The 18,249-nt window shown below is 54.8% G+C and carries 13 protein-coding genes and 2 pseudogenes; 3 read left to right on the forward strand and 12 right to left on the reverse strand.

The window, feature by feature from the left end; all coding sequences use genetic code 11:
* Positions 1-276: 276 nt before the first annotated feature.
* From IHQ43_RS28350 to IHQ43_RS28360, 3 genes are all read right to left on the reverse strand, one after another.
* A complete protein-coding gene (locus IHQ43_RS28350) occupies positions 277-1,353 on the reverse strand; it encodes an RES family NAD+ phosphorylase (protein WP_192562823.1) in 1,077 nt (358 codons plus the stop codon).
* Positions 1,354-1,559: 206 nt separating this feature from the next.
* The gene (locus IHQ43_RS28355) at positions 1,560-2,492 is read right to left on the reverse strand and encodes an HNH endonuclease (RefSeq protein WP_192562824.1); all 933 of its coding nucleotides are present in this window, start codon (positions 2,490-2,492) and stop codon (positions 1,560-1,562) included.
* Positions 2,493-2,813: 321 nt separating this feature from the next.
* The gene (locus IHQ43_RS28360; protein ID WP_169872555.1) at positions 2,814-4,133 is read right to left on the reverse strand and encodes a MarR family winged helix-turn-helix transcriptional regulator; all 1,320 of its coding nucleotides are present in this window, start codon (positions 4,131-4,133) and stop codon (positions 2,814-2,816) included.
* A 389-nt stretch (positions 4,134-4,522) separates the two neighbouring features.
* Between IHQ43_RS28360 and IHQ43_RS28365 the strand changes: the two genes are divergently transcribed.
* Positions 4,523-4,741 (forward strand): hypothetical protein, encoded by a 219-nt coding sequence (locus tag IHQ43_RS28365; protein ID WP_064621088.1) that lies wholly within the window; start codon positions 4,523-4,525, stop codon positions 4,739-4,741.
* A 453-nt stretch (positions 4,742-5,194) separates the two neighbouring features.
* On the opposite strand, the pseudogene IHQ43_RS28370 reads toward IHQ43_RS28365, so the two are convergent.
* Positions 5,195-5,896: pseudogene (locus tag IHQ43_RS28370) on the reverse strand (GGDEF domain-containing protein); the annotation flags it as partial.
* A 118-nt stretch (positions 5,897-6,014) separates the two neighbouring features.
* Between IHQ43_RS28370 and IHQ43_RS28375 the strand changes: the two are divergent.
* A complete protein-coding gene (locus IHQ43_RS28375) occupies positions 6,015-7,859 on the forward strand; it encodes a hypothetical protein (RefSeq protein ID WP_156523306.1) in 1,845 nt (614 codons plus the stop codon).
* On the opposite strand, the gene IHQ43_RS28380 is transcribed toward IHQ43_RS28375, so the two are convergent.
* From IHQ43_RS28380 to IHQ43_RS28400, 6 genes and pseudogenes are all read right to left on the reverse strand, one after another.
* Complete coding sequence (locus IHQ43_RS28380; RefSeq protein WP_192562825.1) at positions 7,851-8,726, reverse strand: hypothetical protein; 876 nt, start codon at positions 8,724-8,726, stop codon at positions 7,851-7,853. The genes IHQ43_RS28375 and IHQ43_RS28380 overlap by 9 nt on opposite strands.
* 545 nt (positions 8,727-9,271) lie before the next feature.
* Entirely contained in the window at positions 9,272-9,853 is a 582-nt protein-coding gene (locus tag IHQ43_RS29650; RefSeq protein WP_064621092.1) for a hypothetical protein, read from the reverse strand.
* A gap of 105 nt (positions 9,854-9,958) precedes the next feature.
* Positions 9,959-10,417, reverse strand: a pseudogene (locus IHQ43_RS29915) (TniQ family protein); the annotation flags it as partial.
* A complete protein-coding gene (locus tag IHQ43_RS28390) occupies positions 10,375-11,253 on the reverse strand; it encodes a TniB family NTP-binding protein (protein ID WP_064621093.1) in 879 nt (292 codons plus the stop codon). The pseudogene IHQ43_RS29915 and the gene IHQ43_RS28390, both read right to left, overlap by 43 nt.
* The gene (locus tag IHQ43_RS28395; protein WP_192562826.1) at positions 11,250-13,166 is read right to left on the reverse strand and encodes a DDE-type integrase/transposase/recombinase; all 1,917 of its coding nucleotides are present in this window, start codon (positions 13,164-13,166) and stop codon (positions 11,250-11,252) included. The genes IHQ43_RS28390 and IHQ43_RS28395 overlap by 4 nt, the downstream gene beginning before the upstream one ends.
* Positions 13,150-13,770, reverse strand: coding sequence for a TnsA endonuclease N-terminal domain-containing protein (locus IHQ43_RS28400; protein WP_156523308.1), 621 nt, complete (start codon positions 13,768-13,770; stop codon positions 13,150-13,152). The genes IHQ43_RS28395 and IHQ43_RS28400 overlap by 17 nt, the downstream gene beginning before the upstream one ends.
* Positions 13,771-14,348: 578 nt before the next feature.
* On the opposite strand from IHQ43_RS28400, the gene IHQ43_RS28405 reads away from it, so the two are divergent.
* A complete protein-coding gene (locus tag IHQ43_RS28405) occupies positions 14,349-15,029 on the forward strand; it encodes an ATP-binding protein (protein WP_341829668.1) in 681 nt (226 codons plus the stop codon).
* 105 nt (positions 15,030-15,134) lie between these two features.
* Here IHQ43_RS28405 and IHQ43_RS28410 read toward each other — a convergent pair whose 3' ends face one another.
* Positions 15,135-17,111, reverse strand: coding sequence for a methyl-accepting chemotaxis protein (locus IHQ43_RS28410; RefSeq protein ID WP_192562827.1), 1,977 nt, complete (start codon positions 17,109-17,111; stop codon positions 15,135-15,137).
* A 183-nt stretch (positions 17,112-17,294) separates the two neighbouring features.
* Positions 17,295-18,215 (reverse strand): LysR substrate-binding domain-containing protein, encoded by a 921-nt coding sequence (locus IHQ43_RS28415; protein WP_192562828.1) that lies wholly within the window; start codon positions 18,213-18,215, stop codon positions 17,295-17,297.
* Positions 18,216-18,249 lie beyond the last annotated feature (34 nt).

Below are 18,249 nucleotides of genomic sequence, written 5' to 3' on the forward strand. Positions count from 1 at the left end.
GGCAAAGTATTATTTCCGCTATCACAATGCAGCTTTATCTTCGACAACCTCTATCGAGCAACATCCGTTAGAGATCAACAAGCACTGCGGGTTGTGCGCATCTCATAGTCAAATTCGACTATGAGGGCTACCCGCAACTGACCGCTATTGGCCGATTGCTGCCGATCACTACTAACCGCTTTCGGCCAATTGCTGCCCGTCGTAAGAGGAAGCAGACGACCCGATGCCCTTCAAGGAAGAGCAATAGCCACCATCCGAGTACCTCTTACACTTGTGTCAGTACTCCACGGGGCCGAAATGTCCTCTATATCCGACCTGAGTGAGTATCAAGCGATTAATGCATTTGATGCTTACTAGGTCATTCTCCAGTGGACGTCCAAACAGGGCAAAATTTTGGATTGTGTATGCTTCTGCATATTTTTCCCGCTCAGGATGATAGCGCCGCAGTGACATACCATAGGTGGTTTCAAAAGGATGGCCACCAGTGCGAATCAAACTAAAGAACGACGGGTAAATTATGCCGTCAAAACCCGTTTCTTTGGCTGCTAATGCGATTGCTCGGGAAATCTCATAGGAGTGAGAGCGTGCCAGGAAGAGCATATGGATAGCCATATCCAAACTTTCGAACTCTGTCACATCCTCTTCGAGTAAATGAGTAAGATCTAGGAGCCGTAGGTTTCGCTTGGGCTCCAGGGTAGCGACGTAGAGGTCGTCATCTGTCGATGCTCGACATTCATGGATGCAAACGTCGATGTCCTGCGATCCGTACATGATAGGAAAGCCTGGCGAGTCGAGTCGCCCCTTTCCAGCGAGTGCAATCGGTGGGCTGTCGTACTCTGTCGGATCAGCTGGACGTTGTGGGCAGATTCGTAGGCGATAAAACTTCTCCCCTATTTCAAGTGTCTTTTCTGGGTATTCCTTCATCACGCGCTTGATGATTTGCGACCGCTTCGATTCATCCTGAAGATCCTTAAGTGGTTCGACTTCGCCAATCATCCATAGCCGTGGGCCGTAGTGGAAGAAGCCAAGCTGAGCAGCCTCCTCAAGAAGTCTGATGTCATCTTCAAGCCAGATCGAGGGCGATATATCGCTCCTCCCAAAGTGATGCTCGTTGCACTGAATAACAGTCGCTGCGCCGTAATCGCAACGGACGGTAGTTCCACCCACAAAAAAGCGCCATGCAAGAGATTCAATAAGCTCCTTCGTCAGCTTTCGCCCTTCTTGGCTATGACAATTCGGACATTTCACATGTTCCTCAATGCCGAGCTTGAATGCATCTATCCGCAATCCTTCATCCGTGAAGCAATCAGAGCAAAGGAGGGTTTGATTCGTCTCCGCCGTTTCTTCTGCCATAGTCCTCCCGTGAATATTTTTATGGGGTTGAACTCAAACTTTAGACCAAGTGGATCGCTCCGGTTTTGAGCTCACTTCAGCCCGGCTGTTTTTCCCGCTGTTGGCCGGTTTCTGCCTACCGTGACGGACAGAAACCGGCCAACAGCGGATGTTCGCCCAGTGTCGCGATAACGGACCGTCGATCTGCGGAAAGTTTGACGTATACATTAATCCTCATCTAGTAGCTTTAGGATTTCTGGCTTAGCGATGCCATTTAATTCATAAAATGATAAATGTATCTCCGGGCTACCTAACGCGTAACCAGCCACTTGATATTCTGCAAAAATAAAACTTATTCCATATCGCCCAATTATAAACGGAGTTGAGACAATGGAGTCGACGTTCGTTCCTGACATAAGCCATTCTCCATCGAACTCAGGAAGGTCCTTTGCAAACCTATCCCTAATGAGGCTAGACAACTTGATCAAGCATCCCTCATTAATTAGCAGGTAGTCTAAGGTCAAAGGGGAGAAAGGTGATAGGAGGAAGTTTTGAGCTCTAGTTTCCCTATAGCCGTGCGCGCCACCTAAATAGCCCTGAATAGTGTATCGCACACTTAACACATACGCATCTCGCCGATTAACTTCGTACCTCCCTATCAAGTAGGTGCCGAGACAGCCGCCCTCATAATCAACTGCATCCTTTTTGTTACTTTCAGCTGTAGACGTATGCGATTCCAGCAGCTCATTACCCCAAGCTTCTATATTTTTTGAAGCAATAATTACGTCTGTATTGCAAAAATCTGGGTACTCAAAGTCAAAATAAATACCCGAATGGCTAGTGTCGATTGTGTATATGCGCCGCTTAATCTCAACGATAGGATGACTGAACGCGGAGGCTCCTAAATCGCGAATAGCTGAAACCAATGCCGATTTGTATTTTACCAGTGATTTCCGATCAATCTCACCATCATGAACCCGAGTGTGGCAGTTTGGGCAAAGTGCAATGAGATTATGGTACTCATGTTTTTTGCATTTAGCCCAAGGAATAATATGATGAATTTCTACTCTTGGATGTCGGCAGGCAGGAATCGCGCACTGATGACCAGCCTCAATTAATACCGCTCTTTGAATTTCCATTGGAATTGCAGGTCTAGTCACGCCATCTCGTCCCTAATAAAACCGAATATTCTGTTTGCATTCTGTCGGTGGTGGTGCGAACGATAGGCGTGCAGTTACCACCAAGTGAATGCTGAGCATTTTATTGTCGTGGCACATTCTAGACTGACTGCAATAGGCCAAGGCAATCGTTGGCGAGGGTAGATCCACTAATAGTTCGGGACAGAGCGTCCGCCTTTGGCCGTTTTTTGTCTGCCGCAGGAGGGCAATCGACCCATGACTGCCCTTCGCCGATGGTCGCAGGGAGCCCTCCAAAAAAAACCGCCTGGCTCAGGCGGTTTTGGCTATACGCGGGAATCAAGCTTATTCGGCGACGGAGTTATCCACGGCCGGAATGCCATTTCGTTTGTAATTGACGATCCAACCCCGAGAGACAATGCTAATTGCCTTTTTGCGGTTGTCGTCGTCATCAGCTTCGCTTTCAATCAGGTTTGCATCCGCCAGAGCCTTCAAATGTGGATGCATCGCTGGATATGATTTAAAGCCATATTCTTCAAATTGACTGGGGCGCATAACACCACCCTTCGACGCAAGGTCGTCAAACACTTTCCAAGCTGTCTTCCCAACTTTTACATCGTCCGCGCCTTTAGCGGCTTCTTCGTCCATCCATTTCTCCAGAATGGCACGACGCGCGTCTGGGTCAGCAATTTCTTGGGAGGTGGATATTGCCCACAAGGAAAAATCCTGGCTGTACTTCATCGCGTTGCGGAGATTTCTATTCCCTACATGGTATAGGTGAAGAAAGCCTGCGGCATCAACGGGAGGAACTACATTGGAGTCTAACTTGTATGCAGTAAGGCGAGCGGTGATCAATGGCGTGATGTGCTCGTCTAAAATTGGTTTAACCATGATTGGTGCCCCTAAGACACCTTCGAGTCGTGGGGTGTATGCGGCGCGGCGCACAACACCTAGGGCTCCACATAATACCCATCGCAATCCTGGGATGCGTATAACTTCATCTCGAAGCTCTTCCAATAACTCACGGACTTCTTTTGAGGTTTCCAAGAGCTCCAAATTATCGATAACGCCTATAAAAAAGCCAGCAGTCGAGCTCGGAAAACATTCTTGGAGCCACTTCGAAACAGTAGTTATAAAGCCCTCTTCGGAAAAGCCAGCTGCGGAATTTACTGTGGTGCTTTCGCCAGCAGTAACACCACCAACGAGTGCGATGGTCGCTCCGCCATTATAATTTCTGAAGACGGGAGAGCTTAGCCAACCGTCTACCGCTGCAATATCTGGAACGTTGAGCCCTCGGGCCTTCAAAAGGTCATGGTTGTCGATGAATGCTCGGGCTATACGTTGAAATACTTTCCGCCTGAATGCATTCACATCCTCGCCAAGCCTCAGCTGAAAAGGTTCGCCAAGGGGGATCGCGGCTTGGTTTGTTTCACCTTCTACAAACGATTTCTTAAGCTTATAGGCTGCTACTGAAACCAAACTAGTTTTTCCAACGCCATTTGGCCCCTCTAAAGTCGGATTAGTGTCGAGAGAAGCCAACGACATCATAAGCTGTTTGAGCTCTCCATCTCTTCCCACCAAGAGTTTCTCGCCTATCTCATCCGAAGTTATGGGTTTGGTGCTGTATGGGTTTTCCACCAAGCCGAAATTGGTCCAAATATTCACTGAAGCTCCTTAGGAATGTAGAAGGCGCAGAGCGCGTGGTTTGTGCATTAAACCCATTATCTATGGTGATGTTTCGCGATAGACCTTCCGACGCTCCAAGCTCGTCATCGGTGGGGCTGTGGATTGGCATCATACGCCTTGAGGTCGAATCGAGCATGCAAGGAGGGACACTCATTGACCTACCCTGAATGTCCGCTCCTGGCCGAAAGCGGCCGCTTGCTGACTCCAATTATGAATTAGATGCAGTAGCCCACCTCCCCCCAACTGATTGGCTAAAGTCTCAAATCATCTGCGCGGCGTAGCAATTTTTAACCATGCGGTACCTAAACCACTCTGCTGCGACTGCATGAGCTAGGCTTTGCGAACCCATCATTGCCGGGATAGATCGCATGCCAAATAACTCATCTTCTAATATCGCCACTGCTGACGCCCTGACATTGCTCCTGCACAACCAGCATGCCCTTGCGGCGGCAATCGAGGAGGTCGCCGTTTGGCTTTCAGCCAATGGCGTGGCAGTGGTTGCAGATAACGCTGTGATGGCCATGGAGACCTTAGACACAAATGCAAAAGCGATCACAGAAGCGATTATGCGGATACGGCAATCCTGATATCGTCTTTGCAGGCAGCAATCGGCAAATCGCTGTCGTTCATCATTTGTAGCAGACTGATTAAGCAACGCGCTCCATAGCCGAGATGGGGACAGCAACGCACTGTTTCAGCAGGTCATCGTAGAAAAGAATTCCCTGAAGGAAATTTTCCACCGCGCACCGGCGTCGGTACCCAGCGCTTTAGCCCAGATAGCCATATGAATGGGTGGCGGTGTTCACCAAGCTGTTTAGCGCCGGTTACAGCTGAGAGCAGGCGTAGCGGCTGGCAACGCAACTGGTGGCCGACTATGAGGGGCTATTTTGCTGGCTCGCATCTACGGTGATCTGAGCTACATCGATGCGATGACCGAGAGAGGCCTGCGTCAGCTGAAGGAGGCAGGCGAGCCGTCTAGGATCTGATCCCATGAATAATCTGTGGCACTTTCTGCCCAGTCAGGCCGTGCGGCCCTGTTTTCAATTGGCGATCACGCTCATGTTTCGTCCGCTGGTTTTGGCAATATAGAGCGCTTTATCCGCAGCACCGATCAGAGCATCCGTCGTTTCTTCGGCTTTGGGGTTATACGCACTGACCCCGATGCTAATGGTGACGATGCCCTGGTCGCTGTCTTTATGTTCGATGTGCGCGTGCAGGACAGCGTTGCGAATCTTCTCTGCGACGATAAAGGCTCCGACGTAGTCAGTGGAAGGAAGCATCACTGCGAATTCCTCACCTCCAAATCGTGCGGCCAAGTCGCCGGGCCGTCTGATGTCTTCCTGGATGATTCTGCTCAGGTTGCGTAAGCATTCGTCCCCCACCAGATGGCCATAGCGATCATTAAAGCGTTTGAAGTGGTCGACATCGATCATCAACAAGGCCAAATGGGTTTTACCGCGCTTGGCCCGGCCGATCTCGGCCTGAGTGAAAAGATCGAACTGGCGGCGATTCGCCAATCCGGTCAGGGCGTCTTCCAGAGCGAGCAGCTCCAGGGTGCGATTGACCTCCAGTAGCTTGTCTTGGGTCCCTAGCAATTCGTGTTGAATACGATGCTGTTGTTTCATCAATCGGATGAAGCGGTAACCGATAGCACCCAAAACGGTCATGAGCGAGATGACTATGATGGTGCTCATCAACGTTTCCTGTCGCCAGCTCGCCAATACCTCCTCTTTGTTCATGGCTTTTCAAATCGCTAAATCCCCATGCAGATATGACTGATCCACAGCTTCCTTTCGCCAGTTCAAACCTCGTATGATCCGAGCGCGCTCCCCAACCACCGCTCTAGCACAAGGAGTTGTAGTGCTTACCAGAATCAAGCGTGAGAAAGTACTTTCGCCAAGTGCTCGGGCAAACCTGTACGAATATGACTCAAACCTGCCCATGGGAAGTTGGGTGGTGTGGTGGTATGGGAGGTTGATCAAAAACTTCGCGGACAACACCGTTCCCCTGGTGATGGTTACTCTGCAACGCGTGGACGGTGATTTACTCACTGAAGAATTCGAGACGTGCCAGATCGCAATCAGCCGTCTACGGTTTTATCCGCAGGGCTTGATTCTGGAAGATCGACTACCGGTTGCCAAAATCGCTTTGGAAACACTCTGGTTCAAGGTCGGTTTCGGCTACAAGGACTGGAATTTCCGCACCGCTAAAGAGCTCCACCGCTGTTCAAGCCAGCATGAGCTTTCACTGCCGGATGAATGCGCCAATGACTGGTCCTTGGAGTTCAAGCAACCAAAGGGTGCGCTCATGCTGAACTGTGTGGATTATCTAGTTCGAGGCTACTCAATTCGCTCCGAAATCCCGCGAATCCTGACCACCTATCGTTGGAACGAGGCAAAAAACCGTCTACTGAAACACGACACCCCTTCAAACGAAAAAAACCTGCCCGATAGTCTGGTTGTTTATCCGCACCCGGACATGGTCAAAGAGGATGAAGTGTTTTTGGCTCTCCTTGCTAATGACGATCGTCGGACGCGAAAAGCAGCGCAGAGTATCTTTTCGGAGATCGACACCCCCAGCTTCAAAGCGGGCAATCCGCACACTCTCCAAGTGCTTCCGTGGTTCGACGGACCAACTGAGTTGGCGTGCCGCGGACTCTGGATCAATGGCGGCAAGGATTTTGTATGCATGGAGCTGCGCGGCTATATCGAACCCACCGGCAAACGGATCGACAACCGAGGCTATCGTCCAAGCAAAAAGGCCAAACACGTCGAAGACCGAAGGGGTGTTCCTCCGATTAAACGCTTCTTGACCGAAGCTGATCTGGATATAGGGATGACCGACACGTACCAACCTCGCAGCCCTTACCCGCGTGAGGACGTCGTTCATGATGACTTCCACATTGTCTCCACCCGTGAGAAGACCCGGACGTTGTTAGATTCTCCTGACGAAGAGACCCAGGCTCACTCAGTGGACGAGTTGCCACCCAGCAAATACTCCACCGGTGATTCACTGGGTGAGAAGGACGACGACACCGCAAAATTCACAATGACCGCCGAGCCTGTTGACGCCGATTACAATGGGGCACTGGCCGAAATGTGGAAGTCCTTCACTCGATTGCATGCGGCCGGCCAAATCGATGAGGTTCGTTGGTACCTCAACAAAGAATTTTATGAAAAAGGACCACCCAGGCTCTTTGAGTTGTCTGATCGCCAATACACTGAAAAAGACGACCCCGAACGCAAGCTTGAAAAATGGCTCAACCTGCATAGCCGCCGCCGTCGAGGCGTTATGTTCATCGTCATCAAGGTGAATGGTAAGTATTATCTTGTCGTTGAGACCGAACGGCGCCACTGGGTCAACAAGGACGGCGAACAGCAGGAAGAGTCCTCGCGTGGCCTGATCTGCGCGGTGAGCGGTGCCAGAGAGATACAGAGCGTGTGCGAGTTCATTGATGCCGAACTGCCAAAACACGCAGGCGTGTTCAAGAACCTGGCCTGGACCTTGGATAATCGTTTTGCCCTTTACTCGCACCGCCCCAGTGAAGATAAGGCAACCTGGTTGGACGGGGCCGCGATTCACGCGCTGCGGCAGATAGGCGTCACCCTGCGCAAGCCTGTCAAACACTCTACGGCCACCGAAGCCAACAAGAGCGATGTATCAGAAGCCGATCGCGATCAGCTCGCAAACGCTGCGCTATCCTGAATAATGATCGCGAGCTCCCGGCACCCAGTATTCCTCACCGCCAAACCTCACCGTAAAACCAGGCTGATCGCCCTGCGGCTGCTCCTCGTAATGCAACGGCGAATTGAGGGGAAGTTTGAGCCTATGAAAGTAGGCCATGGCTGCTCTGATCCATTCTTGCGCCGTCATGTTTCCTTCAGCGGTCGCGTAGAGTTCAGTTAATTTGACCTCTGCAAGGTGGCGGGCAGCTTTGGCCAGCCACCTGCGATTAAAACGAGCATCCAGCCCCAACCCATAATGTCGATTTAAAAACCCAACGAAGCCAAAAAGCGAGGCATGGAGGCCAGGCCGATTACGCAGGAGCAAACGCAGCGCCTGCTGATCCGGAAGCGTTTGGCCCGTTTCATCACAGTGCTGTAAAAGGCGCAACGCGCTGCTAATTGACATACGCACGGTGCGCAGCTTTACAGAACGGCCGAGCAAATCTTGCCTGTAAGTATGAAGAGCATCTCTGGCGATGCCTTCAGGAAAATGCTGCAGTGATGTGCTGATACGACGCTGATCGCTGGTATTTTCTCTGGCCTCAGGATCAACCACTAAGCCATCAGTTTCCGCCAGCCAGTTCACCACCGAGCGCGAGCGCCTGAGCGTCTCCGCGCCAAAGTGCGCAACCATTTCGGCATAGGACGGTAACGTCGCCCAAAGCCCGTATAGCGCCTTAAGAAAAGGTAGGTATCGCTGCATGTTCAGAGCTGCAAACTGCGCGCCTCGGCGTGCTTTGAGCCAGACAGAGAAGCCGCCCATCGCCGTGCGTAGGCGCTCGTCCTCGATAGCACTGAGCAGGTCGCTTCTACGCACTTCAAACGATGATGCCCAGTAGCAGGCCATGCAAGCGTTACCCAGACCAGCAGGCATCGGCCTATTGCATTTAGGACAATGCACCTCTCCCAGCTCAAAGCACTTTTTGCACAGCGCCGGTCCCTCTGCCGAGACAATCACCCTGGGCTTTCGGCAGGCAGAGCAACAGGCGGTTCTCAACGAGGAATGGCAGGCCGGACAACACCGCAGCACGTGGTCGCCGACTTGAATCCTGACCAGGCGCGTTGAAGGAGTTGCACAACGCTCGCATGGCTGAGGGCTGCGGAAATAATGCGCGCATGAAGCACATGCCGGACCTTGAGCCGTGAGCCTGCCGATCTTCAACCCGGAGCGATGACAGCGGACACAGGGCTTATTCACCTCGCACGTACGACAAACCGCAGAAGTATCAAACAGCGGCAGACGGGCAAAGTTGTTGCAGGCCGGGCAAAGCTTTCGCTTGAAGAGTCGGGCATAGCACGTTTCACAGAAGCGCTTTTCTTGGTGAATCTTCTTGGCTTTGCTCATCGTGCGACCGCATTCATCGCAGGCACAGGTCTGAGAGGCAGAATTGATCACAGTGCTGGCCCTTCACAGTGGCCAACCTGCACCGCCTTTGAACGGAGCACCTTTCTTTTAAATCGTAACCAGGCCTTCAACACCGAGCGTGGGGATCTCGGCCTCCGGCTCGATGCGAGCACCGTTCTGACATAAGCACGGGAAGGTCGTCGCGGCATTAGCTGTGATAGCTGGGCAGAGCTGGAGGCGGCATCACGGATAGAAGGACACAGCTGAGCATCTTCAGCCGCCGCCCGGAAGCGATCGGCACCGGCCGACAGGATTCGGCTTACCGCAGACAAAAGATGTGATCTCTCTGCGTTACTCAAGCACTCTAACTTCAAGCCGGCATCCACTGTCGGCTTCAAGGACGCAATATCCACATCAAGGGCGGCCAGAAACTGTTGCCCTGCGGCCGAGGGGCTAATTGCCAATGCGCGCACCAATCTAAACAACCCTTTCAGAAGAGAAAATCGCTCGGCAATGGTCATCCATGGCCAGTTGAGGTCGGCCGGCGCGCCCTGAAGGATCAATTCGGCCTGCCGGATCAGTTGCAGCTCATCAGTGGCCGCGTCTTGAGTGTCCACTTCAGCGAGCATCCCACCGCACTCATGACACCGCATAAGGTCGCGGGCCCGGTAATCAAGCCGATGAGGTGATACGACCGCCGAGCAGTGGGGGCAACTGTCGCGAAGTTTTACCCCATGGTCAGGACAGCAGGTGTACCACGCCAAGCGCCATTGAAGACGGTAGAAGGGAGAATCGGCAAAGCAGCAGGGGCAGTACTGCAAACCACCGGCTCGACGCAGATTTCTCCCACCCAGCGAAAGCACCCAGGACGTGATGCCCACAGGCGGCAGTTTCAGCCCCATCAATCTGCAGACTGGCACCAACGAAGATTGGATCAACGCCGAGGAGGGAATACCAGAAAGCTCCTGCAGTCCGCCCAGGCACAATGAGCAGATTCCCAAATCGCAATCTCCTGTCCATATCCGACGCTGCGGCCAGATGTGATGGGCGATTTCCAGCGCGTCGCAGGCGTTGCACAAAGCACACCGGATCAGCCACGAGGAGAACAATTCGTCACGCTGCAACACTGGCACCCATGGCCATTGCTGACCTACCGGACGTACTTCCTCATGCCAGAAACATCGGGAGACCATTGATACTTCTCCAACAGCTCGAGGTCGATCTTTTCCTTCCCGGTTTCGATAGCCTTTCGAGCACTGTGAAAAAGAATCTCTTCCACGTAGCCCGTAATACCTTGGCTTCGTTTGAGAATAAGCGCCGCAGTCTCCTTGCTCGCCAGATTGGAGGGTTGCTTGAGCGGCAGCCAGGATTCAAAGCCCTTTAGCAGTTGCCTGAAACCAATAGAAGGCGCCCACACCGGAAGCTCCACTGTTACAAACCGCGCCGCGTACTGACGCTCGAGCATGAGCAACTTATTGGCGCTGGGCATGCCGACACCAACGACTGCCAGCTTCAGGGTATTTGTCAGACACTTGATCTCATTCATGAAGTCAGCGACCTGGCGCGACGTTCCATTGGCGATCGTTTGAATTTCATCGATGATAAGCATCCTGGTCTGGCTGGAGGTCAGCAGGCTCTCCACCTTGTAGCGCAGCTTCATCTCACTGGCGTCGGGGTTGAAGGGCGAGTTGGAACAGTTGAGGATCGAGCAGTAAAACATCCGCAGACTGGGCTTACTGACCTCGACCTTGATGATCGGCCGAACCCTGCAACCATCCTCGTTCACGTACTCAGCCCCATGCACGGCGATGAACCTGTCCACCAGGGATGATTTGCCCATCCGGGACTCGCCGACGATGAAAAAGTCCGGCACATCCCGATGGCCGCAGAGCTTTGCGTACAACTGCTCAAACAGAGTTTCTGACAACTCGTAATCGATCCAGCGGGACTTGATGAAGGCCAGGCGCTCCGCATCACAGAGATCCATGATCGGCCTGAACTCCTGAAGTAGATGAGGGTAGTTGCTCATGCCACACCTCCATACAGCGGAACATCGTCATCGTCACCCCATGCATCCTCGACCGGTATTGCCGGTAGCGGCCTGGGCGGGCTGTCCTCTTGTTGACCGAGAAAGACCGTCGCGGGGGTCTTACCCTTAGCGTTGTTCTTGGTTTTCTGAGCGCTTCGTCTAGCAGCTTTGGTTTTAACCGCCTCTTCCTCTTCAATAAGTCTTCGTTTTTCGATGTGCTGGCGAATGGTGTCGTTGTCCACCGAGGCCAAGTTCTCTTTCTTCAGTTCACGCTTGGTTTTGACGTACTCCGCTACGGAGACACTATCAAACCGTCCATCCGCCAGAGGCACTCGGAAATACCTATTGAGGCCCGGATCAAAGAACCAGATGAAATTGATATCTCGTAGATCCCGCCGAAACAGGAACTGCATTTTCTTGCCCGTCTTGGGATCCATCTGATTAATCCATGGACGAAGCGCCTCCGCGTAATACATCGCGTCCCATTCGACACCATAGGTTTGGATGGTGCGGTATTCAGACGGCAGGAAATCCAGCTGCAGAGACAGGGGATCCTCAGGAATCGGTGGCATGCCGCAAAATGCTTTTGGACCCCAGAAGGCCTGGTTCCACATGGCTATGGGAGGTTTGAACAAGATGCCGCTGTGCGGCTTGTTGTTGTAGATCAGAATGGTGTGCACCAACCACTTCTCCAGTGCATCAAAACTCATGGTCGCCTCTTTGTCCGAGTCGACATCTCCACGGCTGTCAGGGTTACGCTGAGTGGCGCCCTGCAGCTTGCTGAATACCTTGGCGTTCTCTTCCATCAACGCCTCGATGTGGCCACCCCAATGAGGGCGTTTGCGAGGGCGAAACTGCCGTTCGATGTTGTGGGCAGTACAGGCCATGATCAGGCTCTTGGTTTTAAAGTCAGGGCCGTTGTCGCTGTGGATTTCATACGGTAAGCCCCACACAGGCCATTCACCTGAAACCTGATGGTGGGTGAGCCATTCATGCTTGGGCAGCATTGCCTGAACCAGACACATGGCCACCGATACAGCCGACGGCGCATCCAGGGATATGAAGTAGCCCACAACCATGCGCGAGTACATATCGATGGCCATGGTTACCCACGGACGGCCGATGGAGACGCGATGTACATCATCGACAATCATCACGTCGGCCGGACTGTGGTCGATCTGAATCCGGTGCAAGGGGTAGTCGGCAGAATACTTACCGGGACGCGCCTCATAAGTGTCGGAAGCGATGTCTGCATACCCCCTGGCCTTCAGCACTTGCCTGGCCGGAACCTTCTTGATGCGTAACGAGACCGTGGGAATGGACGGTGCCGGGAGTCCGCGCAGCCGGCATATCTTGGCGACTTCATCGTGTACGTCTTTGATCGTGTAGCGTCGCGTACTCAGGTAAAGCGTTTGAATGACATTACCGATAATGTCTTCCACCTCGGTGCAGACGCGTGAGTTGCCTTTCTTCCAGCCTCGAGCCTGGGGTAACAGACTCAAGAAACGGCTACCTTCCGTATAGGCATACAACCATCGATAGACCGTTGCCTTACTGACGCCACAGTCCTTGGCACGCTTGATCACAGCGCCTTCCACGTGCATGTCCTTGGCCAAAAGCGGGGCGATGATGGCGTAGCGCTGTTCGGCAATGGCCCACTGTTTATCCGCGATCCGCGCCAAATCGAGACCGCTGGCATACACCCGCCCATTTTTTCCTTCAGGCCTTTTCAGCTCGGCGATAGGCAGCAGTTTGGAAATGCCTGACTCGACGTCCTGACCAAGCACATGGTGGAAATCCACCAGCAACGCGATTTTGTAGGTGTGTTTATGATGGCGTACAAACTCACCTACCTGGATCTTAAGGGCGGCCCGGTTCAGCGCATGGCTCTGGACCTCAGAAGCGCTCATCATGGCACCTCATGACAGAGAACTCGTCGAGCTCCTGGTCCAGATCTGTCCAAACCTGGCCGGTAGCAATCAGATGCCAGAGATGGGATCGGCCGATAGCTTCATGACCATGAAAATGCAGTGCCAGCAATGCATGGAATGGCGCCCGTCGCATCATCGCAAGCTTTCCCAGAATGACTTCCGTCAGTTTCGGATCCAGCGCCATATTCCGATAACGCTGTAAGAACTCGACGTTCTTCAGCCGGGTGCCCCGAATTCGAGACTCGTCGAAAATATGGAATTCCCACCCCTGATCACGGGCGAAACGCCACGCGGCTTTCCACTTGGGTAACCACAGCCGCCAGTTCTCTTTCCAATCTTCCCGAGGCTTTACCTCAACCAGTAACGGTTTCAGGTTGAGCTCATCATCGAACTGAACGAAGAAATCCGGGGTATGGATGTAGGCACGCCCATTGTGAGCGGTGAACGGGACTTGAACCGGCTGCGCGACAAGTGCGACGACTTCCGGGGAGAGCGACCAGATCCTGATGAAATCACGCTCAAGCCCCGACTCGTAGTAAATGCCCTGTCCGCGGAAAGGAAAAACACCAGAGAGGCTGCGCGTCATGGATCGGCTTTTTCGGGTCTGAGAGATTTCCTGACCCATGTAGACGGTAGAGGACATAGGGCACCTATGGGCTATTTTGCCAACGATGCTACCCAGCGCTCTCTGACCTGAGGCTCGCTATTTGCCCCCATTTAAGGGCAACGGACCTGCGAAAGGTCAAGCATCACGTCCATTTGAGCGCTCCACAGAACTCTGGGTTGCTCTGACGCGAACCGAACACAATCACATTTAGAAAGAAGGGGTTTTGAGTGTAGAACAGAATGGCAAATCCACCGTTGCCCTTCATCGGCAATAAGGCTGTTGGGGTAGCATGGGGGCAGCTTGGCGAAGGTCGCTGGAGGAAGGCTTCAGTATTTGCAGTCAATGCTGAATGAGATGACGGAGGAGGGCCGGGCAAGTGTCGATCAGGACAATTATCGCTCCCAAGCATTCCGCACTGATGTGGCTGGCTCAGAAAAACTGGAATTAGGAAAGTCTCACCTATTTCCACCACTCTCGAGCTAAGTCTCACTTATTACCGCCTACTGCCTCATTTAATTCTTGGTGAAAACACGAAGGAATCAGGCCTGTAGCACTGCATATTCTCAACAAATACTTTTTGTCCCAGCAGTTCAAAACCGCAACCCGGCGAAATCACCCTCGCCCATCACGGCGTGCTGTTTCTCGATGAGCTGCCCGAGTTTGATCGCAAGGTGCTTGAGGTTCTGCGCGAACCGCTGGAATCCGGCTGCATCGTGATCGCCCGTGCCAAGGAACGCGTGCGGTTTCCCGCAAGATTCCAGCTAGTGGCAGCGATGAATCCCTGTCCCTGTGGATATCTTGGCGAACCGAGCGGCAAGTGCTCATGCACGCCGGACATGGTGCAGCGCTATCGCAACAAACTGTCGGGGCCGTTGCTGGACCGGATCGATTTGCACCTGACGGTGGCGCGAGAGGCGACAGCACTGAACCCTGCGGTAAAACCGGGAGAGGACAGCGCCAGCGCAGCCACGCGGGTCGCCGAAGCCCGCGAACGTCAGCAAAAACGCCAGGGCTGCGCCAATGCGTTTCTCGATTTGCCGGGACTGAAGAAGCACTGCAAGTTATCCACAGCTGATGAAACCTGGCTGGAAACGGCCTGCGAAAGACTGACCTTGTCGCTGCGCTCGGCGCATCGGCTGCTCAAGGTCGCGCGGACGTTGGCGGATCTGGAGAAGCGCGCGGATATCAGTCGCGAACATCTGGCTGAAGCGTTGCAGTATCGGCCGGCGACTCAATAAGTGCCGATATCAGGATTGTCCCCATCGCGAGCAGGCTCGCGCCCACAAAGTCAGCGAAACCTTTGTGAGAGCGAGCCTGCTCGCGATAGCTGTTTCAGAGAGACCTCAACGGAAGCGGTCGACCTCTTGGCGCAGGTCGGCCGCCAGGCCTTCCAGCTCCTTGGCTGTGATCGCCAGGTTCGACACCACTTCGCGCTGCTCGCTGTTGGCCATCGCGATACTCTGCAGGTTACTGCTCAACAGGGTCGCGGTGCTGCTCTGCTCCTGGGTCGCGGTGGTGATTGCGGCAAACTGCTGCCCCGCCGAACGGCTCTGCTCATCGATCCGCGCCAGCGCCGATGCCACGTTGGCGTTGCGCGACAGGCCTTCCTGCATCAGCACGTTGCCCTGCTCCATGGTGCTGATGGCGTTGCCGGTTTCCTGCTGGATGCTGTGGATCATGCCGGAGATTTCATCTGTCGCCTGACGAGTGCGCGACGCCAGATTGCGCACTTCATCGGCCACCACGGCAAAACCGCGACCTTGCTCACCCGCACGGGCCGCTTCGATGGCGGCGTTGAGCGCCAGCAGGTTGGTCTGTTCGGCAATCGAGGTGATCACACTGACGATGCCGCCGATTTCCTGGGAACGCTGACCCAAAGTGTTGATGACCGTGGCGGTGGTGTTCAAAGCGCCAGCAATTTGCTCCAGCGAGGAAGACGCCTCTTCCATCGAGGTGCGACCGATCTGGGTCTGCTGCGCGTTTTCCTGGGCCAGACGCTGGGTGTTGCCCATGTTGTCGGCAATGTTCAGCGAGGTGGCGGAGAATTCCTCTACCGCGCCGGCCATGCTGGTGATTTCCCCGGATTGTTGCTCCATGCCCTCGTAAGCGCCGCCGGACAGACCGGACAGCGCTTGAGCCCGACGGTTGACCTCTTCCGAAGCACGGCGGATATGCTCGACCATGGTCGACAGGGCCTGGCTCATCTGGTTGAACGCGCGGGCCAGTTGACCGATTTCGTCATTGCTCGACACGCTCAGACGCACGCTCAGATCACCGGCACCCAAGGCTTCGGCCTGACGAACCAGATCGCCCAGCGGCGCCAGTTTGCTACGCAGCAACCAGACCACGGAACCGACCGCCAGCAGCATCGCCAGCAGACTGCCGATGGCCAGTTGAGTGCCAACGCTCCAGGTCACCGCGCGGATCTCGGCTTTCGGCATGCTCGCCACCACCGACCACGGACCACCCTCGAACGGCACGGCGATGCTGTAGAAGTCTTCGGACTTGTCGCTCCAGAACCGGCCTTTACCCGGCGCTTTTGCCAGATCGTTGACCACAGGAACCGCCTGATCCAGTGCCTGCACGCCTGCCGGTGCGACCAGCCACTGGTTCTTTTCGTCCAGCAGCGCCAGCGAGCCGGTCTGGCCGATGCGGAAGCGCTTGAGATTGGCGAACTGGGCGTTCTGCGCGTCGGTGTAATCGAAACCGACGAACAACACCGCAATCACCTTGCCGCTGCTGTCACGCACCGGGGTGTACTGAGTCATGTAGGAGCGATCGAACAGCAAGGCGCGACCGACGTAACCCTGCCCCGCCATCAACTTCGCATAAGCCGGGTGGGCGTGGTCGAGCACGGTGCCGATGGCACGGGTGCCGTCCTGTTTGCTCAGGGAGGTGCTGACGCGAATGAAGTCTTCACCGCTGCGCACGAACAGCGTGGCGACACCCGCCGTCATCTGTTTGAACTCGTCGACTTCCTTGAAGTTGTTGTTCAACACTTCGCTACCCAGGTGCAGGCCCGGGGTCTGGGTGCCGGCGACGTTGACCGGCTCGCTCGGGTGAATGCTCAGGCCTGCGCTGAAGCGCTTCTCGAACAACCCGCTCAGGCGCTGGGTGCTTTCACGCAGCGTGCCGTGGAAAGTGCTCAACTGATCGGCGAGCAGGCGTGCCTCGCTGGCCAGGTGTTCTTCACGGGTAGCGAGGTTGGCGGTGTCCAGCGAACGCAGGGCGAACACCGTACTGCCACTGATGACAATCGCCAGTATCACGGCGAGCGCGAGGCCCAGCTGCGAGGCGATCCGAGCGCGAGGTTGAGACATGGACAGCTCCTGGCCGAGCCCCGGGATCCTCCTTGATCCTGACTCGGAAATTTTCTAATAGTGGGGGTGAATCGCGGAGACCGGCACGACGGTTCCACATGCACGTATTCGGCGGTAAAACCGAATACTTGAGCGATCAGCAGGGGTATAGCGAAAGGCCGGCATTGTGCAGGCTCGAACGTTTCAGCTCAAGCGCGTGACCGCCGGCAGCGCCATGGCGCGGACTTCGCCTTGCAGGAAGTCACTGAGACGGCGCAAACGTTCACCTCCCGGACGGTTTTTTGGCCACACCAGGTAATAATTCAGTCCACTGGCGACCGCCGTCGGCCATGGCAGGCTCAGCCGCCCTTGCGCGACATCCTCGGCCACCATCAACAAATCGCCCATGGAGACCCCGTAGCCCCGGGCCGCTGCAATCATGCCCAGTTCCAGGGTATCGAACACCTGCCCGCCCTTGAGCGACACCTGGTCCGAAAGCCCCATGTGCTCCAGCCAACTGCGCCAGTCCCGGCGATCCGGCGTCGGGTGCAGCAGTTCGGCACTGGCCAGTCGCGCAACATCCCAGGGCTGATCGTTGAGCAGGTTCGGCGCGCCGACCGGAATCAATTCCTCGGGAAACAGCAGGCTGGCTTCCCAGTCCGGCGGGAAATGCCCGTCACTGAGCAACACCGCGCAATCGAAGGGCTCGTTGTTGAAGTCCACCGAGTCCACATCCATCCACGCGCTGGTCAGTTGCACCTCGTTGCCCGGCTGCAAATGGCGGAAGCGACTGAGCCGCGCCAGCAGCCAGCGCATGGTCAGGGTCGACGGGGCCTTCATGCGCAGGATGTCATCTTCGGCGCGCAAGGTATTGCAGGCTCGCTCCAGAGCGGCAAAACCGTCGCGGATGCCCGGCAGCAGCAGGCGTGCCGACTCGGTCAGTTGCAAGTTGCGCCCGCTGCGGTGGAACAAGCGGCAGGCGAAGTGCTCTTCGAGCGTGCGGATGTGCCGGCTCACCGCACTCTGAGTGATCGACAACTCCTCCGCTGCCCGGGTGAACGAACTGTGGCGTGCCGCCGCTTCGAATGCGCGCAGGGCATACAAGGGTGGAAGACGACGGGACATGCACAGCGCTCCAATGGCGGGATTGCGCCAACTT

This window comes from Pseudomonas gozinkensis (assembly GCF_014863585.1).
GTDB classification, from domain to species: Bacteria; Pseudomonadota; Gammaproteobacteria; order Pseudomonadales; family Pseudomonadaceae; genus Aquipseudomonas; species Aquipseudomonas gozinkensis.